Here is a 17,830-nt window from a genome sequence, read left to right as displayed (position 1 = left end):
CATCCTAAAAAGGGGCTTTCATTGTTAGCGGCCGTGCGGGTTTTTTCTTTACCCGAAAGCCAGAGTTATTAGTCATCCAATCGGTGTTTAAAAAGCTGATTTAGCCCTTTAAATACTAGGGTTAAGGCTTGCGGAGGTGGATTGGCGGGAGCCTGTTGGCACGCGCTTTGACAAGGGGCTGGAGGTGCTGCAAAGTGTGCGCCCCCAAATAGGTCAACCCTTCCAGATCCGGCGATTGGAACAGTCGTCTGTTGCCCGAAATTTTCCGCTTTACGGTGTTTTATCGTGGTGCGCGCTATGAGGTTGTAATAATGAATGCAGTAATTGCCGCGGTCGGCATCATGCTGGTGCTCAGTCTGTCCCGTGTGCATGTGGTAATCGCACTGATTGTGGGTGCCGTCGTTGGCGGTCTCGTGGGTGGTCTGGGTATCGAAGCAACGCTCAACGCTTTTAACGGTGGCCTGGGTGGTGGCGCGCAGGTTGCGTTGTCCTACGCCATGTTGGGCGCTTTTGCAGTGGCCATCGCCAAGTCGGGCATGGCCCATGCCTTGGCGGATAAAGCGTTGATGATGGTCAACAGGCAGCATGCTGTCGGGGGTAATAGCGTCAAATGGTTATTGATCGGTTTGTTGCTGGTTGTGGCTATTGCTTCGCAGAACATCGTGCCGATTCACATCGCCTTTATTCCTTTATTGGTTCCGCCTCTGTTGTATGTACTGACCAAGCTGAAAATTGACCGACGCTTGATCGCCTGTGTCATGACCTTTGGTTTGATCACGCCGTACATGTTCTTGCCAGTGGGCTTTGGCAATATCTTCCTCAATCAGATCCTGCTCGCCAACGTCAGTAAAAGTGGCGTGGATATCAGCCAGGTCAATGTCACACACGCGATGGCAATCCCGGCCCTGGGTATGTTGTTTGGCTTGCTGGTGGCGGTTTTTATCAGCTACCGCAAAAAGCGCGAATATGATCTGGCCAAAATCGAACAGGTTGAGCAGGTAGCCGTCAGCTATAACCCCCGCACATTGCTGGTGGCCGGTGTGGCCATTGCTGCGGCGTTTATTATTCAGCTGTGGCTGGGGTCCATGATCATTGGTGCGTTGTCGGGTTTCCTGATTTTCTCGGCCTCGGGGATTGTGCGTTGGCGCGAGACTGACGATCTGTTTACCGAAGGTATGAAAATGATGGCCATGATTGGTTTCATCATGATCGCAGCCTCGGGTTTTGCCGAAGTTCTGAAGGCCACGGGCGAGGTTAAATCGCTGGTTGAGGCATCTGCTGGCTGGATTAACCACAGCAAAGGCGTGGGTGCGCTGCTGATGTTGCTGGTGGGTTTGCTGGTGACCATGGGCATCGGCTCGTCGTTTTCGACGGTGCCGATTCTGGCGGCTATTTTTGTACCGCTGTGCGTGCAGCTGGGTTTCAGCCCGATGGCCATCGTTTGCATCGTAGGTACTGCGGGAGCCTTGGGTGATGCGGGTTCTCCGGCGTCGGACTCCACCTTGGGTCCGACCTCCGGCCTGAATATTGACGGCCAACATCATCATATCTGGGACACCGTGGTGCCCACGTTCCTGCATTACAACTTGCCATTACTGGCCTTTGGCTGGGTCGCGGCAATGGTCTTGTAAGCGCTCGACGCGCCGGGCTTCAGGGCAGTTCGATACGCCCGGTTTCTCCGGGGACGGTCGGCCAATCTCCTGCAGCCCAGCGGGTTCTTGCCTGCTCGATCAGCGCCGGATCACTGGCGACGAAGTTCCAGTTCATGCGGCGCGGTCCATCCAGCGGTGCGCCGCCGATCAGCATCAGATGGCAGTCACCCTGGGCGTACAGCGTCATGTCTTCGCCCTCCGGGAGCAAGACCAGGGTGCGTGTCTCAAGTGTCTGGCCGTCCAGTTGTACTTCACCTTCCAGCACATACAGCGCGCGCTCCGGGTGTTCCGCCGGGATAAGCAGGGTGGTGGCCGTTTGCATGTGTATTTCGGCATACAGGGTCGGTGAAAGCACTGGCACCGTAGATGTCAGGCAAAAGCCTGTGCCTGCAATCAGACGAATCCTCACCCCCAGACTTTCGCTGACCGACAAACTGTCGGGATGATGATGGCTGTAGTGTCCTGGGCCTTTCTCGTGTTCTTTCGGGGACGCCAGCCACACCTGCAGCCCGTGCAGGCTTGAGCCCTGGGCCAGCAGGGAGGAAGGCGTGCGTTCGATGTGGGCAATGGCCGCACCAGCTGTCATCCAGCTGACTTCGCCAGGGCCAACCTGTTGGTCTGAGCCCAGGCTGTCCTTGTGTTGCAGTTGGCCTTCAAACAGATAAGTCAAAGTGGACAGGCCAATGTGCGGATGCTGTCGGATATTCATCCCGTGACCGGGCGGGTAGTGGGTAGGCAGCATGTGATCGAAAAACACAAAAGGCCCGACGCTGCGGCATTTGGCTGAAGGCAGTGGGCGCAGGATCGGTTGGCCTTCGACATCCTCGGCGCGCGGCCGAATCACGGTCAGTGTCTGCATGGGAGGATCCTGGAGATGGAGAAGCGTTGAGCATAACCCAACGCTGCTCGGTCCTGCCGGGGCGCTACTGGCTGAAAGCGCCTTCAGACAGGTGGGTTTCGATGGTGATCTCGGCGGTGGTCATCAATTTATGCACCGGGCACTTGTCGGCCACGTTGTGCAGTTCATCGCGCTGGGCATCGGTGAGCACGCCCTTGAGTGTCAGTTTGACGTGCAGGGCGTATTTGCCTTTCTGTTCTTCGCTGGCGTCGTGTTTGACTTCAACTGTGACCCCGGTCAGCGGGATGTCTTTCTTTTGTGCGTAGAGCTTGAGCGTCAGCGCCTTGCAGGCACCGAGGGCGGCATCGAAGTAATCATGGGGGGAGGGTGCAGAGCTTTCGCCGCCCATTGATTTGGGCAAATCGGTAAACACTTCGTGATCGTCGATTTTAATGCTGTGACGAAAACCCTCGTGGGACTCGGTATTAACAGTAACAGTCATGGCAAACCTCGGAGTGGCAGTGATAAAGGTCCTGATCTTTATAGAGCATCCCGAGCGGCATGCGTTCCATTAGACAAAAAAATGCCCCGGACTGGTTAGGCCAGCCGGGGCATTTTTACTTCGCGAGGGGTGGGCTTATTTGCCAACCCAGCGCTTCAGAACCAGAGTGGCGTTAGTGCCACCAAAGCCGAAGCTGTTGCTCATCACGTTGTTCAGCGTGACGTCTTCGCGAGTCTTGGTCAGGATCGGCATGTCAGCGACAGCCGGGTCCAGTTCCTCGATGTTGGCAGAACCGGCGATGAAGTTGCCTTCCATCATCAGCAAGCAGTAGATCGCTTCGTGAACGCCTGCGGCGCCCAGGGAGTGACCCGACAGGCTCTTGGTCGAGCTGATGGCTGGCGCCTTGTCACCGAACACCGCACGAACACCTTCCATTTCCTTGGCGTCGCCTACCGGAGTAGAGGTGCCGTGGGTGTTGAGGTAGTCGATCGGGCCGTCAACGGTAGACATTGCCATCTGCATGCAGCGGATGGCGCCTTCGCCGCTTGGAGCAACCATGTCGTAGCCGTCGGACGTCGCGCCGTAGCCGACGATTTCGGCGTAGATTTTGGCGCCACGAGCCAGAGCGTGTTCCAGCTCTTCAACCACGACCATGCCACCACCACCGGCGATGACGAAGCCATCACGGTTTTTGTCGTAGGCACGGGACGCTTTTTCAGGCGTGTCGTTGTATTGAGTGGACAGCGCGCCCATGGCGTCGAACAGGAACGACTGGCTCCAGTGTTCTTCTTCGCCGCCGCCAGCAAACACGATGTCCTGCTTACCCAGCTGGATCTGCTCAACCGCAGTACCGATGCAATGTGCACTGGTAGCGCAGGCTGAGGAGATCGAGTAGTTCACGCCCTTGATTTTGAAGGGAGTGGCCAGGCAGGCAGAAACGGTGCTGCCCATGGTCCGCGTAACGCGATACGGACCAACACGCTTGACGCCTTTTTCGCGCAGGATGTCCAGCGCTTCCATCTGGTTCAGGGTCGACGCGCCGCCGGAACCGGCGATCAGGCCGGTACGCGGGTTGGAGACTTGCTCCTCGGTCAGGCCCGAATCAGTGATGGCGTCTTTCATGGCCAAGTAGGCATAAGCCGCTGCGTGGCCGACGAAGCGATAGATCTTGCGATCGATCAGCTCTTCGAGAGGCAGGTCAATGGAGCCGGAAACCTGGCTACGCAGACCCATTTCGGCATATTCCGGGTTGAATCGGATGCCAGGGCGACTTGCACGCAGGTTAGCGGAGACGGTCTCTTTGTCATTGCCCAGGCACGAAACGATGCCCAGACCAGTGATAACGACGCGGCGCATGCGGATAACCCTTAAAAGTTGTCAGTGGAAGTAAATACGCCGACCCGAAGGCCTTCGGCTGTATAAATCTCGCGACCGTCGACAGTCACCGAACCATCGGCAATGGCCAGGTTCAGTTTGCCTTTGAGGACGCGCTTGATTTGAATGTTGTAGGTGACTTTCTTGGCGGTCGGCAAGACCTGGCCAAAGAACTTCACTTCGCCCGAGCCCAAGGCACGACCGCGGCCCGGCAGACCTTGCCAGCCGAGATAGAAACCTACCAACTGCCACATGGCGTCGAGGCCCAGGCAGCCTGGCATCACCGGATCGCCTTCGAAATGGCAGGCGAAAAACCACAGGTCCGGGGTGATATCCAGCTCGGCGACCAATTCACCTTTGCCGTACTTGCCACCCTCTTCACTGATATGGGTGATGCGATCCACCATCAGCATGTTAGGGGCGGGCAGTTGCGCGTTACCCGGGCCGAACAGCTCGCCGCGGCTACAGCGCAGCAAATCTTCCCGAGTAAAGGCGTTTTGTTTGGTCATGCGAGCTCCTCAATAATCCCATGCGGCAGGGTGGGGCAAATCTTCCCGACCAACCGAAACGTACACGTCCCAGTTCGCCAGCCTACACATAGACTATTGCGTTGTAGTGAAAGTCACAGCGCAAAGGGCAAGAATGTACACTTGTGCACTGAAAATTTAAATCGGGCCGGTTCAGTGGCCCATTCGGGTGTCTAAGACTGCCGCACTTTTGTGTTTAACGCCAGTCGCAGGTGGCTTATTAGCCATAAGTTACTGGACCCAGCGCTGCAGAATTTGTTCCAGATCAGCTCGTTTGAACGGCTTGGCCAGGTAATCGTTCATTCCAGCCTGCAGGCAGGTTTCCCGATCACCCTGCAAGGCGTTGGCGGTCAAGGCGATGATGGGCAGGGTCGCGCAGCCGGGCAGTTGGCGAATTTGCCGAGTGGCCTCGTAGCCGTTGATGATCGGCAACCGACAATCCATCAGGATCGCGGCGAAGCGCTCGGTGTTGGCGAAATGAATGGCTTGTGCGCCATCGCTGACCATACTCACCTCATACCCTAGGCTGCTCAACATGGCTTCAATCACGGTCTGATTGACCAGATTATCTTCCACCAGCAGGACTTTACGCCCAGGCGTACATGTTGCTTCAGCTTCTGGCACAGGCCGTGGGCTGAGTGCTATGGGTTGATGCAGCTCCAACGGGATTTCCAGGGTGAACACCGAGCCTTGTGTTTCTTCGCTCGCGGCGTGCAGTGAGCCGCCCATGCGCTCAGCCAGCGTACGGGCGATGGGCAGTCCCAGCCCTGTACCGCCATAACGCCGCGAAATCGAACTGTCAGCCTGCTGGAAGGCTGTAAACATGGAGTCCAGCTTTTCGCTGCTGATGCCGATACCACTGTCGCGCACGGCGCAGGTAAACCAGATCAACTCGTGATCCAGCTGTTGCCAAAGCGGTTCGATACTCACCTGGCCATGTTCGGTGAACTTCAAGGCGTTGCCGATCAGGTTGACCAGAATTTGCCGGATTCGGGTCGGGTCGCCCAGGACGTGCAAGTCTTGCAAACCCTCGGGGATAGTCAGTTGCAAACGCAACCCGCGTTGCCCGGCGCTGTGCTGGAACGCCTGAGCGCAGTTGCTGACCAACTCTGCAAGGCTGAAGGGGATGTGCTCCAGCTCAAGCGCCGAACGTTCGATTCGCGAGAAGTCGAGGATATCGTTGATGACCTTGAGCAAATGTTCGGTGGACTCCGACGCGAGGGCGGCATATTCAGCCTGCTCGTCGGTCATCTCTGTGGTTTCCAGCAGTTGCAGCATCCCTAATACGCCATTCATTGGCGTGCGCAGCTCGTGGCTCATCATTGCCAGAAAATCGGTTTTGGCGCGGTTGGCCCGCTCGGCCTCTTCGCGGGTCTGAATCAGCTGCGCAATGGCTGTCTGCTGCTCGCGGCTGGCCTGTTCAAGGCCCTCGGCCAGGTTGTTGATGTGTTGGGCCAGGCTGCCCAGCTCGCCATCGTCGACGACCGGCAAGGGGCGCTTGTAGTCGCCTTGCTGGATAGCCTTGACCGCGTTGCTCATATCACTGATGGGCTTGGACAAGTTTGATGCCAGGCGTCTGGCCAGGAGGTAAGTGAACCCCAGTGCAAACAAGGCAAGAATCACGGCCTTGAGCAGGATTTCTTGCTGGCGGGAACTGAACGCCTCCCCGGACATGCCAACCAGTACCCGTCCCAGATAGTCTTCTGCGGGTGCTGGCAGCTGGTCATTGCTCACCAGAGAAAAACTCCCCGAGGGGTTCTTTTGCAGCCTTACGGAAGCCTGGAACACTTCAACCTGCGACCCTTGTTCTGCGCTGGATGTTGGGTGCTCTGCGTGGGCCAGCACGTCGTTGGTACGGTTCTGTACTTGCACAAACTGTACGTGCGGAATGTTCAGAGAGGCGTTTATCAGGGTTTCCAGAACATGAGTGTTCCCGGTGATGACCCCGTACTCGGTGGCAGGTGCCAGTTGGTTGGCGATCAACTGGCCCGTGTGCTTGAGCTCCTGGCGCAAGTCCTGGATTCTTACAAAGGTAAAAAAACTGATCAACAACAAGGTCAATAACAACGCCGGGCCCAGGCTCATCATCTGAGTGCGGGTGTGGATGTCCCACCGAGTGCGAGCCATCATGGGAGTGGGGCTCCTTCAGAGAGTCGCCAGCCAGCAAACACATGGCCTATGTTGATTGTCATCCTTGACTTGCAGTCGTTCATTTTGAAGTACAGCAGTGCTGCCTCTTGAAGGTGAGAACCAGAACACCATGTTAACCGAGGTGCGGTACTTTTTCAGTCAAAGCCATCCATATGCCATGGGGCTGGTCGCGGGTGATGTGCTCCGTATAATGCCGTCATTGCCACTGCTAGATGGATTACGGGATTGCATATGACTGAACAGCGCGCTATTGCGGTCTTGGGAGGCGGAAGCTTTGGCACCGCCGTGGCCAACTTGCTGGCAGAGAACGGTCATCGTGTACATCAGTGGATGCGCGACCCCGAGCAAGCCGAGGCGATTCGCCTCAATCGAGAAAACCCACGTTACCTTAAAGGCATCAAGATTCATCCCGGGGTCGAGCCGGTAACCGACCTGCAGGCAGCACTCGAAGCCTGTGAGCTATGTTTTGTTGCCTTGCCGTCCAGCGCCTTGCGCAGTGTGCTGGCGGCACATGCCGAGCGTTTGAGCGGCAAAATGCTGGTCAGCCTGACCAAAGGGATTGAGGCTCACAGTTTCAAACTGATGAGCGAAATCCTTGAAGAAATTGCCCCTCAAGCGCGCATTGGCGTGCTGTCCGGGCCTAACCTGGCGCGGGAGGTTGCCGAGCATGCCCTGACCGCCACCGTAGTCGCCAGTGCCGACGAAGACCTTTGTAGTCGCGTTCAGGCCGCACTGCACGGGCGTACCTTCCGGGTCTATGCCAGTGCCGACCGGTTTGGGGTGGAGTTGGGCGGGGCGTTGAAAAACGTTTACGCGATCATCGCCGGCATGGCGGTGGCGTTGGGCATGGGTGAAAATACCAAGAGCATGTTGATTACCCGTGCATTGGCAGAAATGACCCGATTTGCCGTAAGCCAGGGCGCTAACCCCATGACTTTTCTCGGTCTGGCCGGTGTAGGTGATTTGATTGTCACTTGCTCATCCCCCAAAAGCCGTAACTACCAGGTCGGCTTTGCCTTGGGGCAGGGGCTGAGCCTCGAAGACGCGGTCGCTCGGCTGGGGGAAGTGGCCGAAGGCGTGAACACCCTCAAGGTGCTCAAGGCCAAGGCTCAGGAGCTGAACGTATACATGCCGCTGGTTGCTGGCCTGCACGCTATTTTGTTCGAGGGTTATACCCTGGACCAGGTGATCGGGCAGTTGATGCGCGGCGAACCGAAGACCGATGTCGACTTTATTTCCACCAGCGGTTTTAACTGAGCACGACAGGAGCAGTAGATGAACGACACTAAAAACGCGCCCAAGTACGAGTCCATCATTTTGCGCGTGCTGTGGATGCTGGTTTTCTTGCTGGTCTGGCAGGTCGCACAACTGGTCCTCGGCGGGCTGGTGCTGGTGCAACTGATTTACCGCTTGGTGTATGGCGCGCCCAACGGTTGCCTGATGAACTTTGGCGACAGCCTGAGCCTTTATTTGGCGCAGATTGGCCGTTTCGGCAGCTTTCACACCGAGCAAAAACCCTGGCCGTTTGCAGACTGGCCAGCCCCGCGTGCCCCTGAAGGTGAAGCGCCTTACGGGCAAGCCGCCAAGGGCGAAGAGACCAAGCCATGAAAGTCTGGATTTTGCGTCATGGCGAAGCCCAGCCCCACGCCCGGCGAGATGCCGAGCGCGAACTCACGGCCCATGGTCGGGAGCAAGTACTGCATAGCGCCGCCCGATTGATCGGCCAGCCGCTGGACTGCATTTTGGTCAGCCCTTATGTGCGGGCTCAGCAGACCGCCGAGCTGGTACGCAAGGCCTTGGGTTTCACTTCCGAGCTCATTACCGTGCCGTGGCTGACACCCGAGAGCGAGCCCAGGGACGCGCTCAGCAAACTTGCGGACAGCGGCAATGTATTGTTGGTCAGCCATCAGCCGTTTGTGGGCGAGTTGATCAGCTTGTTGATGCACGGCCATTTGCGCCAGCCCCAGCCCATGCAGACGGCCAGCCTGGTGGAGCTTGAAGGTGAGTGGCCGCTGGCGGGCAGCATGACCTTGCTCAGTGCGTATCACCCTTGATCAGTCCTGCGGTTGCGCATGTTGGTCGTAGTGAAAGATAGTTGGTGGCGGACCCATGGCATTTTGACGTTGCGTTGAAGGCCAATGGTTCCGCCACCCACATTCACTGACCTAGGAATGACCACATGAGCTTGTGGACCACCCCGCCAGATCTGGCGTACTTGAATTCAATGCGCAACAACACGATTTGCGACGTGCTGGACATCACCTTCGATGCCTTCGATGACAACTCAATCACCGCGAGCATGGTGGTCGATCATCGCACTCATCAACCCTTTGGCCTGTTACATGGTGGCGCCTCGGTGGTCCTGGCCGAAACCTTGGGTTCGATGGCCAGCTTTCTGTGTGTCGACACCACCAAATTCTATTGTGTTGGCCTCGAGGTCAACGCCAACCACTTGCGTGGCGTGCGTAGCGGCCGGGTGAGCGCAGTGGCCCGCCCGGTGCACATAGGCCGCACGACCCATGTCTGGGATATCCGCCTGAGCGATGACAGCGGCAAAAACAACTGTATTTCCCGGCTGACCATCGCCGTCGTTCCTTTGGGTGAAACACCACCAGCTCGGTGATCAAACGGCCAGATAATGGCCGTAGTGTCGTCACTCATGGCGCATACGGTCATTGATATGAAGAATCTTCCTGCAGACAATACGGCATACCTCCTACATCTGGACGCCTTGTATGTCTCGGCAGATTTTTTTCGCCCATGCCAATGGCTTCCCTTCGGCCACGTACGCAAAGCTGTTCCGTGCCCTTGCGCCGGATTACCGCGTGGCTCATCTGCCACAGCACGGGCATGACCCGCGTTATCCGGTGGACAACAACTGGCACAACCTTGTTGATGAACTGATCTTCCATCTGCAACAGCAAGACGAACCCGTGCTGGGGGTGGGCCATTCGCTGGGCGGGATGCTGCATCTGCATGCCGCTATCCGCTGTCCGCACCTGTACCGAGGCGTAGTCATGCTGGATTCACCGGTGCTGACGCGTACCGACCAGTGGGTGATTCGTGCGGCCAAACGCTTTGGCCTGATCGATCGTCTGACCCCGGCCGGTCGCACGCTGGGACGGCGTGAAGAGTTTGCCGACCGGGAAGCGGCGCGCGCTTACTTTGCAGGCAAATCGCTGTTTCGCAGCTTTGATCCCGACTGCTTTGAAGCCTATCTGGAGCACGGGTTGCGGCCTGTGGATGACCGCTTGCGGCTGAGCTTTGACCCGGCAACAGAGATCGACATCTATCGCAGCGTCCCGCATACCAGTCCCGGTCGAGCCTTTCAGTTGCAGGTGCCGTTGACCGTGGTTCGCGGGCGCGACAGCCGGGTAGTCATGAGCCATCATGCCAAGGCTGTTGCCCGCATGCCCAACGGAGAGTCGCTGAGTGTGCCGGGCGGGCACATGTTCCCGCTGGAGCAGCCGCAGGACACCGCCAGCCTGCTGAAACAGATTTTTGCCCGCTGGGAGCTTCGTTATCCTGGCCTCTAAAGAGCACCTTGCATGAGCCCTGTGGTTGAAGAAATTCGTCTTAGCCTGCCGCATATCGAACTGGCCGCACACATTTTTGGTCCCGAAGACGGGCTGCCCGTAATTGCCCTGCACGGTTGGCTGGACAACGCCAACAGCTTTGCCCGGCTGGCGCCAAAACTGTCGGGGTTGCGCATCGTGGCGCTGGATTTCGCCGGGCATGGTCATTCGGATCACCGGCCACGCGGAGCCGGGTATGCGTTGGCGGACTATGCCTTTGATGTGCTGCGTGTGGCCGAGCAACTGGGTTGGGATCGGTTTGCCCTGTTGGGCCACTCGCTGGGGGCGATTGTGTCGGTAGTCATTGCCGGATCGTTCCCTGAGCGGGTGACCCGGCTGGCGCTGATTGATGGCATCGTGTTGCGCAGCGGCCCTGAAGGGGATACGGCTGAGCGCATGGGGCAAGCCCTGCAGGCGCAACTCGACCTGGAGCACAAACGCAAGTCAGTGCATCCGACCCTCGACCGGGCCGTTGAGGCGCGAATGAAAGGTCTGGTTGCCGTCAGTCGTGAGGCGGCAGAACTGCTGGCCCAGCGCGGTCTGATGCCGGTGCCAGGAGGTTACAGCTGGCGTAGCGACAGCCGGCTGACATTACCGTCGCCCTTGCGCCTGAGTGACGAGCAGGCAATGTCCTTCGTTCGGCGGGTGAGTTGCCCTACGACGCTGGTGGTGGCAGAGCAGGGCATGCTGGCCAATCATCCCGAGCTGCTGGATCGACTACCCTTCACACTGGAACGGTTACCAGGTGGCCATCATTTGCACCTGAATGACGAGGCAGGGGCGATCCTTGTTGCAGACTGTTTCAATCGGTTCTTCGCCGTTCCTTGACTTGCGGCTACCAACTGTCGAGGCTTGGCGGGTTGAAATGGGAGACAACCATGATAGATCTCTACACCGCTGCGACCTCGAAAGGCCACCCGGTCTCTATCGTGAGGATGCTGAGCCACACGCTAGCACTCGGTGATGTACGCCGATGAAAATACCCAATCGTTATATCTGGGCGTTGGGACTGAGCTGTTTTAGCCCGCTACTGTGGGCCAGTGATGTACCCGGTAGCCACGATTTGCCCGATGTGCCGCGCCTCGCGGACGCGCAAATTGTCGATTACACCGTTAAACCTGACGTCGAGCGTATTTACCCGATGGGCTCGATCCGTAAGATCAGCGGCCGCCTGCGATTCGAGGGACAGATCAATACCCGTGGTCAGACCACGGCTGTGACCTACGAGTTGCCTGCCGAACATTCGGCCACCGAAGCCTTTACCGCTGCCCGTGAAGCACTGCAAAAGCAGGGTGCCGAATTGCTGTTCTGGTGCCAGGCTCGTGACTGTGGCGAAAGCAGCATCTGGGCCAATGAGATTTTCGGTAATTCCAAACTGGTCGGTTCTGATGAGCAACAGACCTACTTGTTGCTGCGTCGAGCGGCTCCCGAGCAGAACCAACTGATTGCCTTGTACGGCATCAATCGGGGCAACCGCAAAGCCTATCTGCACGTCGAACAACTGCAGGCGAGTGCCGATCTGGGTGAGTTGCTTCCGACCTCGGCCACCTTGCAGCGCCAGTTGAAAAGTACCGGCGAACTGGACTTCCCCAAGCTCAGCGGTGAGCCGGATGCACAGTGGCTGACGTTGATCTCAAGAGCATTGAACCTTGATGCGACTTCCAGGGTCAGTTTGACCGGTGCCCAGGCTTCCGCCTGGCGCGATGCGTTGATCAGTAACGGGGTACGGGCTGCCCGAATGGAACTGGGTAATGGTCAGGCCAAGGGCCTGCATATCGAGTTGCTACGCTAAACTTTTTCAAACGACGGCTACACTCTGCGTAGTCGTCGTCCTTCTTTTATTCTGAATTTTCTGCGGAACATACATGCTCAATAACGATCGCCTGCTGGTGCAGATTCTGCTGCTGGTGTTGTTCGGTGCCAGCCTGTGGGTGATGGCGCCATTCTGGTCAGCCTTGTTCTGGGGCGCAGTGCTGGCGTTTGCCAGTTGGCCGCTGATGCGCCTGCTGACACGCTTGCTCAAGGGCCGCGAATCGCTGGCCGCGAGCATCCTGACCCTGGGCTGGATGCTGTTGGTGGCCGTGCCGCTGGTGTGGCTGGGGCTAAACCTGGCAGACCATGTGCGTGATGCCACCACCTTCGTCAAGGATGTGCAGCTCGAAGGCTTGCCAGATGCTCCGGCCTGGATTGCCGGTATCCCGCTGGTGGGCGAACGTCTGGTGGGGATATGGAACACCATCGATGAACAGGGCGCGGCGATGCTTCTGGCGGTCAAGCCCTACCTGGGGCAGGTGGGTAACTGGTTACTGGCTCGCAGTGCACAGATCGGCGGTGGCATTCTTGAATTGACGCTGAGTATTGTCTTTGTGTTCTTTTTTTACCGTGATGGCCCGCGGCTGGCGAGCTTTGTACACGGTCTGCTTGAGCGGTTGATTGGTGATCGTGCCGACTACTACCAGGAGCTGGTAGCGGGCACTGTGCAGCGAGTGGTTAACGGTGTGATCGGCACCGCAGCTGCCCAGGCATTGCTGGCGCTGATCGGCTTTCTTATCGCTGGAGTGCCCGGTGCATTGGTGCTGGGGCTGGCAACGTTCCTGCTCAGCCTGATCCCGATGGGGCCGCCGCTGATCTGGATTCCGGCCACGGCTTGGCTGGCCTGGAAGGGCGATTACGGGATGGCGATCTTCCTGGGTGTTTGGGGCACGCTGATCATCAGCGGTGTCGATAACGTGCTTAAACCATATCTGATCAGCAGGGGCGGCAACCTGCCGCTGGTAATCGTCCTGCTTGGCGTGTTTGGCGGTTTGATAGCCTTTGGTTTCATCGGCCTGTTTATCGGCCCAACCTTGCTTGCCATCGCATATAGCCTGCTGGTGGATTGGAGCTCCAGCCAGCAGAATAAAGACAAGGTCTGACTTAGCCGAACTTGGGCCCGGAGCGGGTGTTTTTGCCCTTGGCCAAACGGTCGTAAAGCACCACATTGACCGTTGCGGCCAGGTTCATGCAGCCCGTGGTAGGGATGTAAATCACGTCTTCGCACCAGTCGAGCACGTCCTTGCCGAGCGAGCCGTCTTCCGGGCCGAAAATATAAATCGCCCGGTCAGGGTGGGTGTACTCAGGCAAGGAGCGCGCGCCCTCGACCATCTCAACCGCGACCGGGATACAGCCCAGCGGAATGATTTTTTTCAGATCGTCGATACCGATCAGAGGAATATCCTGATGGATTTTCTTGGTGTCGGTGACGAAGTCGCGAGCGCGCTCATAGCGTTTACCGGTGTAAAACACCGACGCCACGTTATAGCAACCAGCCGCACGCATCACCGAGCCGACGTTTTCCGGTGATTTGGGGTTATACAAACCAATGCAGCTGTACCGTTTGTTTGCCACGTGCCCGAGCCTTTGCGAAAAAAGACGCGAGTATACGGCATTGGCACAGCATAGGCCTGCGGTGGGAGTGGCGGTGTGCTACTCGTCTTTCTTCATCAGCCCGGCCAACGCCGCGAACGGGTTGTGGGTGGCCTTGGCAATTTTCGGGCTGCTGGTGGAGCTTTCCGAAAAGTACTGCTGATCGGTGTAACGAGAGTGCTCGTTGTCGTGGCAGTACAAGCACAGCAGTTCCCAGTTGGAACCGTCTTGCGGGTTGTTATCGTGGTTGTGGTCGCGGTGGTGCACCGTCAGCTCGCTCAGGCGCTTGCCAGCAAACTCACGGGCGCAGCGGCCGCACACGTGTGGGTACATTTTCAGGGCTTTGTCGCGGTAGCCCATTTCGCGGTCACGCTGGGCATCGGCCAGGATGCGATCCAGCTTGGCGGTGTGGGAGGGTGGGTTCGCCGAACTCATGGGTTCACCTTGTAAGACTAATGACGGTTATGTCGCTAAGTTTAGCTGTTGATCAGCCTTTGATTTTTTCTGCAATCCAGATCGTGTGCCGGGTGCCCTTGTTGCCGTGGGCAAACACCTGCACTTCTTCAGCCTTGAAACCGGCTTTGCGCAGTTTGTCCGAAAACTGTTTGTCAGCGCTGGCAGACCAGACCGCCAGCACGCCTTTTGGGCGCAGGGCCTTGGCGCAGGCGCTCAAACCGCCCGCTGAGTACAACCAGCTATTGGCTTTTTGGGTCAGGCCTTCAGGGCCGTTGTCGACGTCGAGCATGATCGCATCAAAACCACTGGGTTCGGCTTGCAGGACCTTGGCGACGTCTTCCATGCGGATCACGGTGCGTGGGTCCTGTAGCGGGTTACCCGATTTTTCGCCCAGCGGGCCGCGATTCCATTCAACGACGCCGGGTACCAGTTCGGCGACTACCACTTCGGCAGTCTTGCCCAAATGCTTGAGCGCCGAGGCCAGGGTGAAGCCCATGCCCAGACCGCCAATCAGGACCCGCGACTGCGGACGCCCGGCGACCTTGCGGCAGGGGATTTCGGCCAGTGCGTCTTCGGAGCCATGCATGCGGGTGTTCATCAGCTGGCCGCCGTCACCGCCCTGAATCTTGATCACGAAGTCTTCGCCATACTCGAACAGGCACAAGGCACCGCCGTTTTCGGGGATTGGAGTGGTGTCGAGCAAAACAAAACGTTTCATGGAAATCTCATTGAAGGGGGCAAAAACCGCAGGTTACGAGTAGCCTGAGGGCAGACAAGCCGGTCTGGCAACGGAGTGATTGATGAAACGCACTATTCTAACGGCCATTGTATGGAGCGCGCTCTTGATAAGTGCAGCCCAGGCAACGGAATTAACCACTGTTCCGAGCGCACCCGTGACTGCGGCACCGGGTTCGCCAGGCACTGCCACGCCAACCCCGTACCCGCAAATCACCCCGCGCGCTGTGCCAAAACCGGTAGCCGGGAGTGGCAGCCTGATCCCGCTGCCACCGATTGATCTGCCGCAACCGCCCAAGGATCAAGCGCTACCGGGGCTTGAACCGAAAGACTCGAAAGGTAAAACCTCTCAGGACTGACTGTACGCGAGCGTGTGTAGCCGACGAACAGCGCGAAGGCGAGCAAAACCCCTGTAGCAGTTGACGAGTAGAGCGAGGCTACGTTCGGCTGCGAAGCAGTCGTAAAACCACTCAGCCTTGGTGTTTCAGAGACATCGCGGATACCGGGTTTACGACGATTGCATCGTCGGACGCAGCCTCGCGGAGCTCGTCAGCTGCTACGTGACCGTTAAATACCCAGCACCTTGAACACAAACGCATATTCCAGCGCCACATCGCGCAAGCCCTGATAACGCCCGCTCATGCCGCCATGGCCTGCTTCCAGCTCGGTCTTGAGCAGCAGCAGGTTGTCGTCGGTTTTGCTGGCGCGCAGTTTGGCCACCCATTTGGCAGCTTCCCAATACTGCACGCGACTGTCGTTGTAGCCAGCAATTACCAGCATCGCCGGATACGCTTGCGCTGTGACGTTTTCATACGGTGCGTAGGCCTTGATCCGCTCATACACCTCTGGCTCTTGCGGGTTGCCCCATTCGTCGTATTCGGTGACGGTCAACGGCAGGTCCGGGTCGAGCATGGTGTTGAGCACATCCACGAACGGCACTTCGGCAATCGCCGCCTTGAACAGCTCAGGACGTTGATTGAGCACCGCACCAATCAGCAGCCCGCCAGCACTGCCACCACTGATGACCAATTGTTCGCTACGGGTCAGGCCCTGTTCGATCAGGTGTTCGGCACAGGCGATAAAATCGCTGAACGTGTTGTGTTTGTGTTCCTGTTTTCCCGCGCGATACCAGGCTTCGCCCAGTTCACCGCCACCACGCACATGGGCGATGGCAAAGGCTACGCCTCGATCGAGCAGGCTCAGGCGCGAATGGGAAAACCACGGGTCGAGACTTTCACCGTAGGCGCCGTAGCCATACAGGTAGAGCGGCACAGGCTGGCCCAGGACGTCGCGTTTGACCACCAGGCTGATCGGCACCTGAGTGCCATCCGGTGCGGTAGCCCACAAGCGCTGGCTGACGTAGTCATCGGCATTGAATGGCCCCAGTACCGGGGTTTCCTTGAGCACGTTTTGCGCGCCGGTGCTGAGCGTCAGTTGTCGAACTTGTGCCGGGCGATTTAGTGCTTCGTAACGCAGGCGAATATGCTTGCTGTCAAATTCCAGGCTGTCTTGCACATATAGGCTGTAGGCCGCGTCCGGCAATTGCACGCGATACGACGGCAGATCGTTGGGGCGCACTTCAATGATCGGCAGGCCGCCTTCACGCAGGCTCAAGCACAAGGCTTGGGAGTTCAGAGTCATGCCTTCCAGCATCACGCTGTCGCTGTGGGCGATCAGTTGCTGCCAGTCATTGCGCGTCGGCACCTCGCCGAGGGCGTAATAGAGGGCAAAATTAATGCCGTCCTGATTGGTGCGGATAAACCAGGCCCATTGGCCTTCGTACAGGCCGTGATCGACGCTGTAATCGTGCCCTTCAACCCGTGGTGCCAAGCAGCTAAAGGCTTGCTGCGGCTGATCGGCGTCCAGCACCCAGCTTTCGCTGGTGGTTTTGCTGTTGAGCAGCAAAATCAGCTGGTGCTCGGAACTCGAACGATAGCAATGCAGGAAGAAACGTCCGTCCGGCTCATGAAACACCTCGTGGGCGTGCGTCTCGCCCAAGGTATGACGCAACAACTTGTGCGGGCGATGGGTGTCGTCAAGCTCGGCGAAAAACAGCGTCTGGCTGTCATTGGCCCACGTCATGCTGCCATCGCAGTCTTCAAATGGCAGTTCGGTAACAGCGCCACTGCTCAGTTCTTTGACAAACAGGCGATAAACCTCTTCACCGCTGGTGTCCAGGCTGTAGGCAAGCCGCTGCTGATCAGGGCTGATGCTGAATGCGCCCAGGGAAATAAACCCGCCATCGGCCAGGGCGTTGGGGTCCAGCAGCAAGTGTTCGGCGTTTTCGTCGACCTGCTGACTGTCATCGGCCGGGCGCGGGCAGCGGTAATGGCGAGCGTACTCATCGCCGGCATTGGTGCGGGTGTAGTACAGATACGGCCCCCAAGGGGAGGGCAGTGACAGGTCGGTTTCGCGAATTCGGCCCTTGATCTCTTGAAACAGCGTCTCACGCAAGGTGGCCTGATCGGCCAGTTGTGCCTCCTGATAGCTGTTTTCGGCTTTCAAGTAGTCTAAAACTTCATCGCTATCGCGATTTTGCAACCACGAGTAGGGGTCTGAGCCCTCAACCTTATGTGCGATAGGAGCGCTATTGGCGTGGGCTGATTCGGTCATTA

At 57.9% G+C, this 17,830-nt stretch carries 19 protein-coding genes; 10 read left to right on the top strand and 9 right to left on the bottom strand.

Translation table 11 applies throughout. The annotated features are described in order from the left end of the window. Nucleotides 1-311: 311 nt before the first annotated feature. Nucleotides 312-1,631 carry a Na+/H+ antiporter family protein gene (locus V6L79_RS19970; RefSeq protein WP_261739073.1) on the top strand — a complete coding sequence of 440 codons (1,320 nt, stop codon included), beginning with the start codon at nt 312-314 and terminating at the stop codon, nt 1,629-1,631. 19 nt (nt 1,632-1,650) lie between these two features. On the opposite strand, the gene V6L79_RS19965 is transcribed toward V6L79_RS19970, so the two are convergent. The 5 genes from V6L79_RS19965 to V6L79_RS19945 form a co-directional block, all read right to left on the bottom strand. Continuing rightward, complete coding sequence (locus V6L79_RS19965) at nt 1,651-2,511, bottom strand: pirin family protein (protein WP_338579386.1); 861 nt, start codon at nt 2,509-2,511, stop codon at nt 1,651-1,653. 64 nt (nt 2,512-2,575) lie between these two features. Further along, a complete protein-coding gene (locus tag V6L79_RS19960) occupies nt 2,576-2,992 on the bottom strand; it encodes an OsmC family protein (protein ID WP_261739071.1) in 417 nt (138 codons plus the stop codon). A gap of 135 nt (nt 2,993-3,127) precedes the next feature. Beyond that, nucleotides 3,128-4,348 (bottom strand): beta-ketoacyl-ACP synthase I, encoded by a 1,221-nt coding sequence (gene fabB / locus V6L79_RS19955; protein ID WP_261739070.1) that lies wholly within the window; start codon nt 4,346-4,348, stop codon nt 3,128-3,130. Between the two features lie 11 nt (nt 4,349-4,359). After that, nucleotides 4,360-4,875 (bottom strand): 3-hydroxyacyl-[acyl-carrier-protein] dehydratase FabA, encoded by a 516-nt coding sequence (fabA, locus tag V6L79_RS19950; protein WP_003210552.1) that lies wholly within the window; start codon nt 4,873-4,875, stop codon nt 4,360-4,362. A gap of 249 nt (nt 4,876-5,124) precedes the next feature. Next, nucleotides 5,125-7,023 carry an ATP-binding protein gene (locus V6L79_RS19945; protein ID WP_261739069.1) on the bottom strand — a complete coding sequence of 633 codons (1,899 nt, stop codon included), beginning with the start codon at nt 7,021-7,023 and terminating at the stop codon, nt 5,125-5,127. Nucleotides 7,024-7,275: 252 nt separating this feature from the next. On the opposite strand from V6L79_RS19945, the gene V6L79_RS19940 reads away from it, so the two are divergent. The 8 genes from V6L79_RS19940 (at nt 7,276) to V6L79_RS19905 (ending at nt 13,534) form a co-directional block, all read left to right on the top strand. Continuing rightward, complete coding sequence (locus tag V6L79_RS19940) at nt 7,276-8,301, top strand: NAD(P)H-dependent glycerol-3-phosphate dehydrogenase (RefSeq protein ID WP_261739068.1); 1,026 nt, start codon at nt 7,276-7,278, stop codon at nt 8,299-8,301. A gap of 18 nt (nt 8,302-8,319) precedes the next feature. Then, nucleotides 8,320-8,652, top strand: coding sequence for a DUF4389 domain-containing protein (locus V6L79_RS19935; RefSeq protein ID WP_261739067.1), 333 nt, complete (start codon nt 8,320-8,322; stop codon nt 8,650-8,652). Beyond that, nucleotides 8,649-9,098 carry a phosphohistidine phosphatase SixA gene (sixA, locus tag V6L79_RS19930; protein ID WP_338579385.1) on the top strand — a complete coding sequence of 150 codons (450 nt, stop codon included), beginning with the start codon at nt 8,649-8,651 and terminating at the stop codon, nt 9,096-9,098. Before V6L79_RS19935 ends, sixA begins: the two co-directional genes overlap by 4 nt. Nucleotides 9,099-9,223: 125 nt before the next feature. Continuing rightward, complete coding sequence (locus V6L79_RS19925; protein WP_261739065.1) at nt 9,224-9,667, top strand: hotdog fold thioesterase; 444 nt, start codon at nt 9,224-9,226, stop codon at nt 9,665-9,667. 112 nt (nt 9,668-9,779) lie between these two features. Then, nucleotides 9,780-10,580 (top strand): alpha/beta fold hydrolase, encoded by an 801-nt coding sequence (locus tag V6L79_RS19920; RefSeq protein ID WP_261739064.1) that lies wholly within the window; start codon nt 9,780-9,782, stop codon nt 10,578-10,580. A 12-nt stretch (nt 10,581-10,592) separates the two neighbouring features. Continuing rightward, the gene (locus V6L79_RS19915) at nt 10,593-11,447 is read left to right on the top strand and encodes an alpha/beta hydrolase (protein ID WP_321834018.1); all 855 of its coding nucleotides are present in this window, start codon (nt 10,593-10,595) and stop codon (nt 11,445-11,447) included. 145 nt (nt 11,448-11,592) lie between these two features. After that, nucleotides 11,593-12,411 (top strand): DUF4892 domain-containing protein, encoded by an 819-nt coding sequence (locus tag V6L79_RS19910; RefSeq protein ID WP_338579384.1) that lies wholly within the window; start codon nt 11,593-11,595, stop codon nt 12,409-12,411. Between the two features lie 73 nt (nt 12,412-12,484). After that, a complete protein-coding gene (locus V6L79_RS19905; RefSeq protein ID WP_261739061.1) occupies nt 12,485-13,534 on the top strand; it encodes an AI-2E family transporter in 1,050 nt (349 codons plus the stop codon). A gap of 1 nt (nt 13,535) precedes the next feature. On the opposite strand, the gene V6L79_RS19900 is transcribed toward V6L79_RS19905, so the two are convergent. The 3 genes from V6L79_RS19900 to V6L79_RS19890 form a co-directional block, all read right to left on the bottom strand. Further along, entirely contained in the window at nt 13,536-14,006 is a 471-nt protein-coding gene (locus tag V6L79_RS19900; protein ID WP_261739060.1) for an RNA methyltransferase, read from the bottom strand. A gap of 78 nt (nt 14,007-14,084) precedes the next feature. Beyond that, nucleotides 14,085-14,459 carry a YajD family HNH nuclease gene (locus V6L79_RS19895; protein WP_003441620.1) on the bottom strand — a complete coding sequence of 125 codons (375 nt, stop codon included), beginning with the start codon at nt 14,457-14,459 and terminating at the stop codon, nt 14,085-14,087. Nucleotides 14,460-14,511: 52 nt separating this feature from the next. After that, nucleotides 14,512-15,198, bottom strand: coding sequence for a spermidine synthase (locus tag V6L79_RS19890; RefSeq protein ID WP_048382941.1), 687 nt, complete (start codon nt 15,196-15,198; stop codon nt 14,512-14,514). Between the two features lie 82 nt (nt 15,199-15,280). On the opposite strand from V6L79_RS19890, the gene V6L79_RS19885 reads away from it, so the two are divergent. Continuing rightward, complete coding sequence (locus V6L79_RS19885; protein ID WP_261739059.1) at nt 15,281-15,574, top strand: hypothetical protein; 294 nt, start codon at nt 15,281-15,283, stop codon at nt 15,572-15,574. A gap of 208 nt (nt 15,575-15,782) precedes the next feature. Here the strand turns inward: V6L79_RS19885 and V6L79_RS19880 are convergent, their stop codons facing one another. Then, a complete protein-coding gene (locus tag V6L79_RS19880) occupies nt 15,783-17,828 on the bottom strand; it encodes a S9 family peptidase (RefSeq protein ID WP_338579383.1) in 2,046 nt (681 codons plus the stop codon). Between the last annotated feature and the right edge of the window lie 2 nt (nt 17,829-17,830).

This window comes from Pseudomonas sp. ML2-2023-6, assembly GCF_037055265.1.
Taxonomy (GTDB): Bacteria; Pseudomonadota; Gammaproteobacteria; order Pseudomonadales; family Pseudomonadaceae; genus Aquipseudomonas; species Aquipseudomonas kulmbachensis.
Note: the sequence above shows the minus strand (reverse complement) of the source record. Positions and strands in the feature narration are given on the sequence as shown.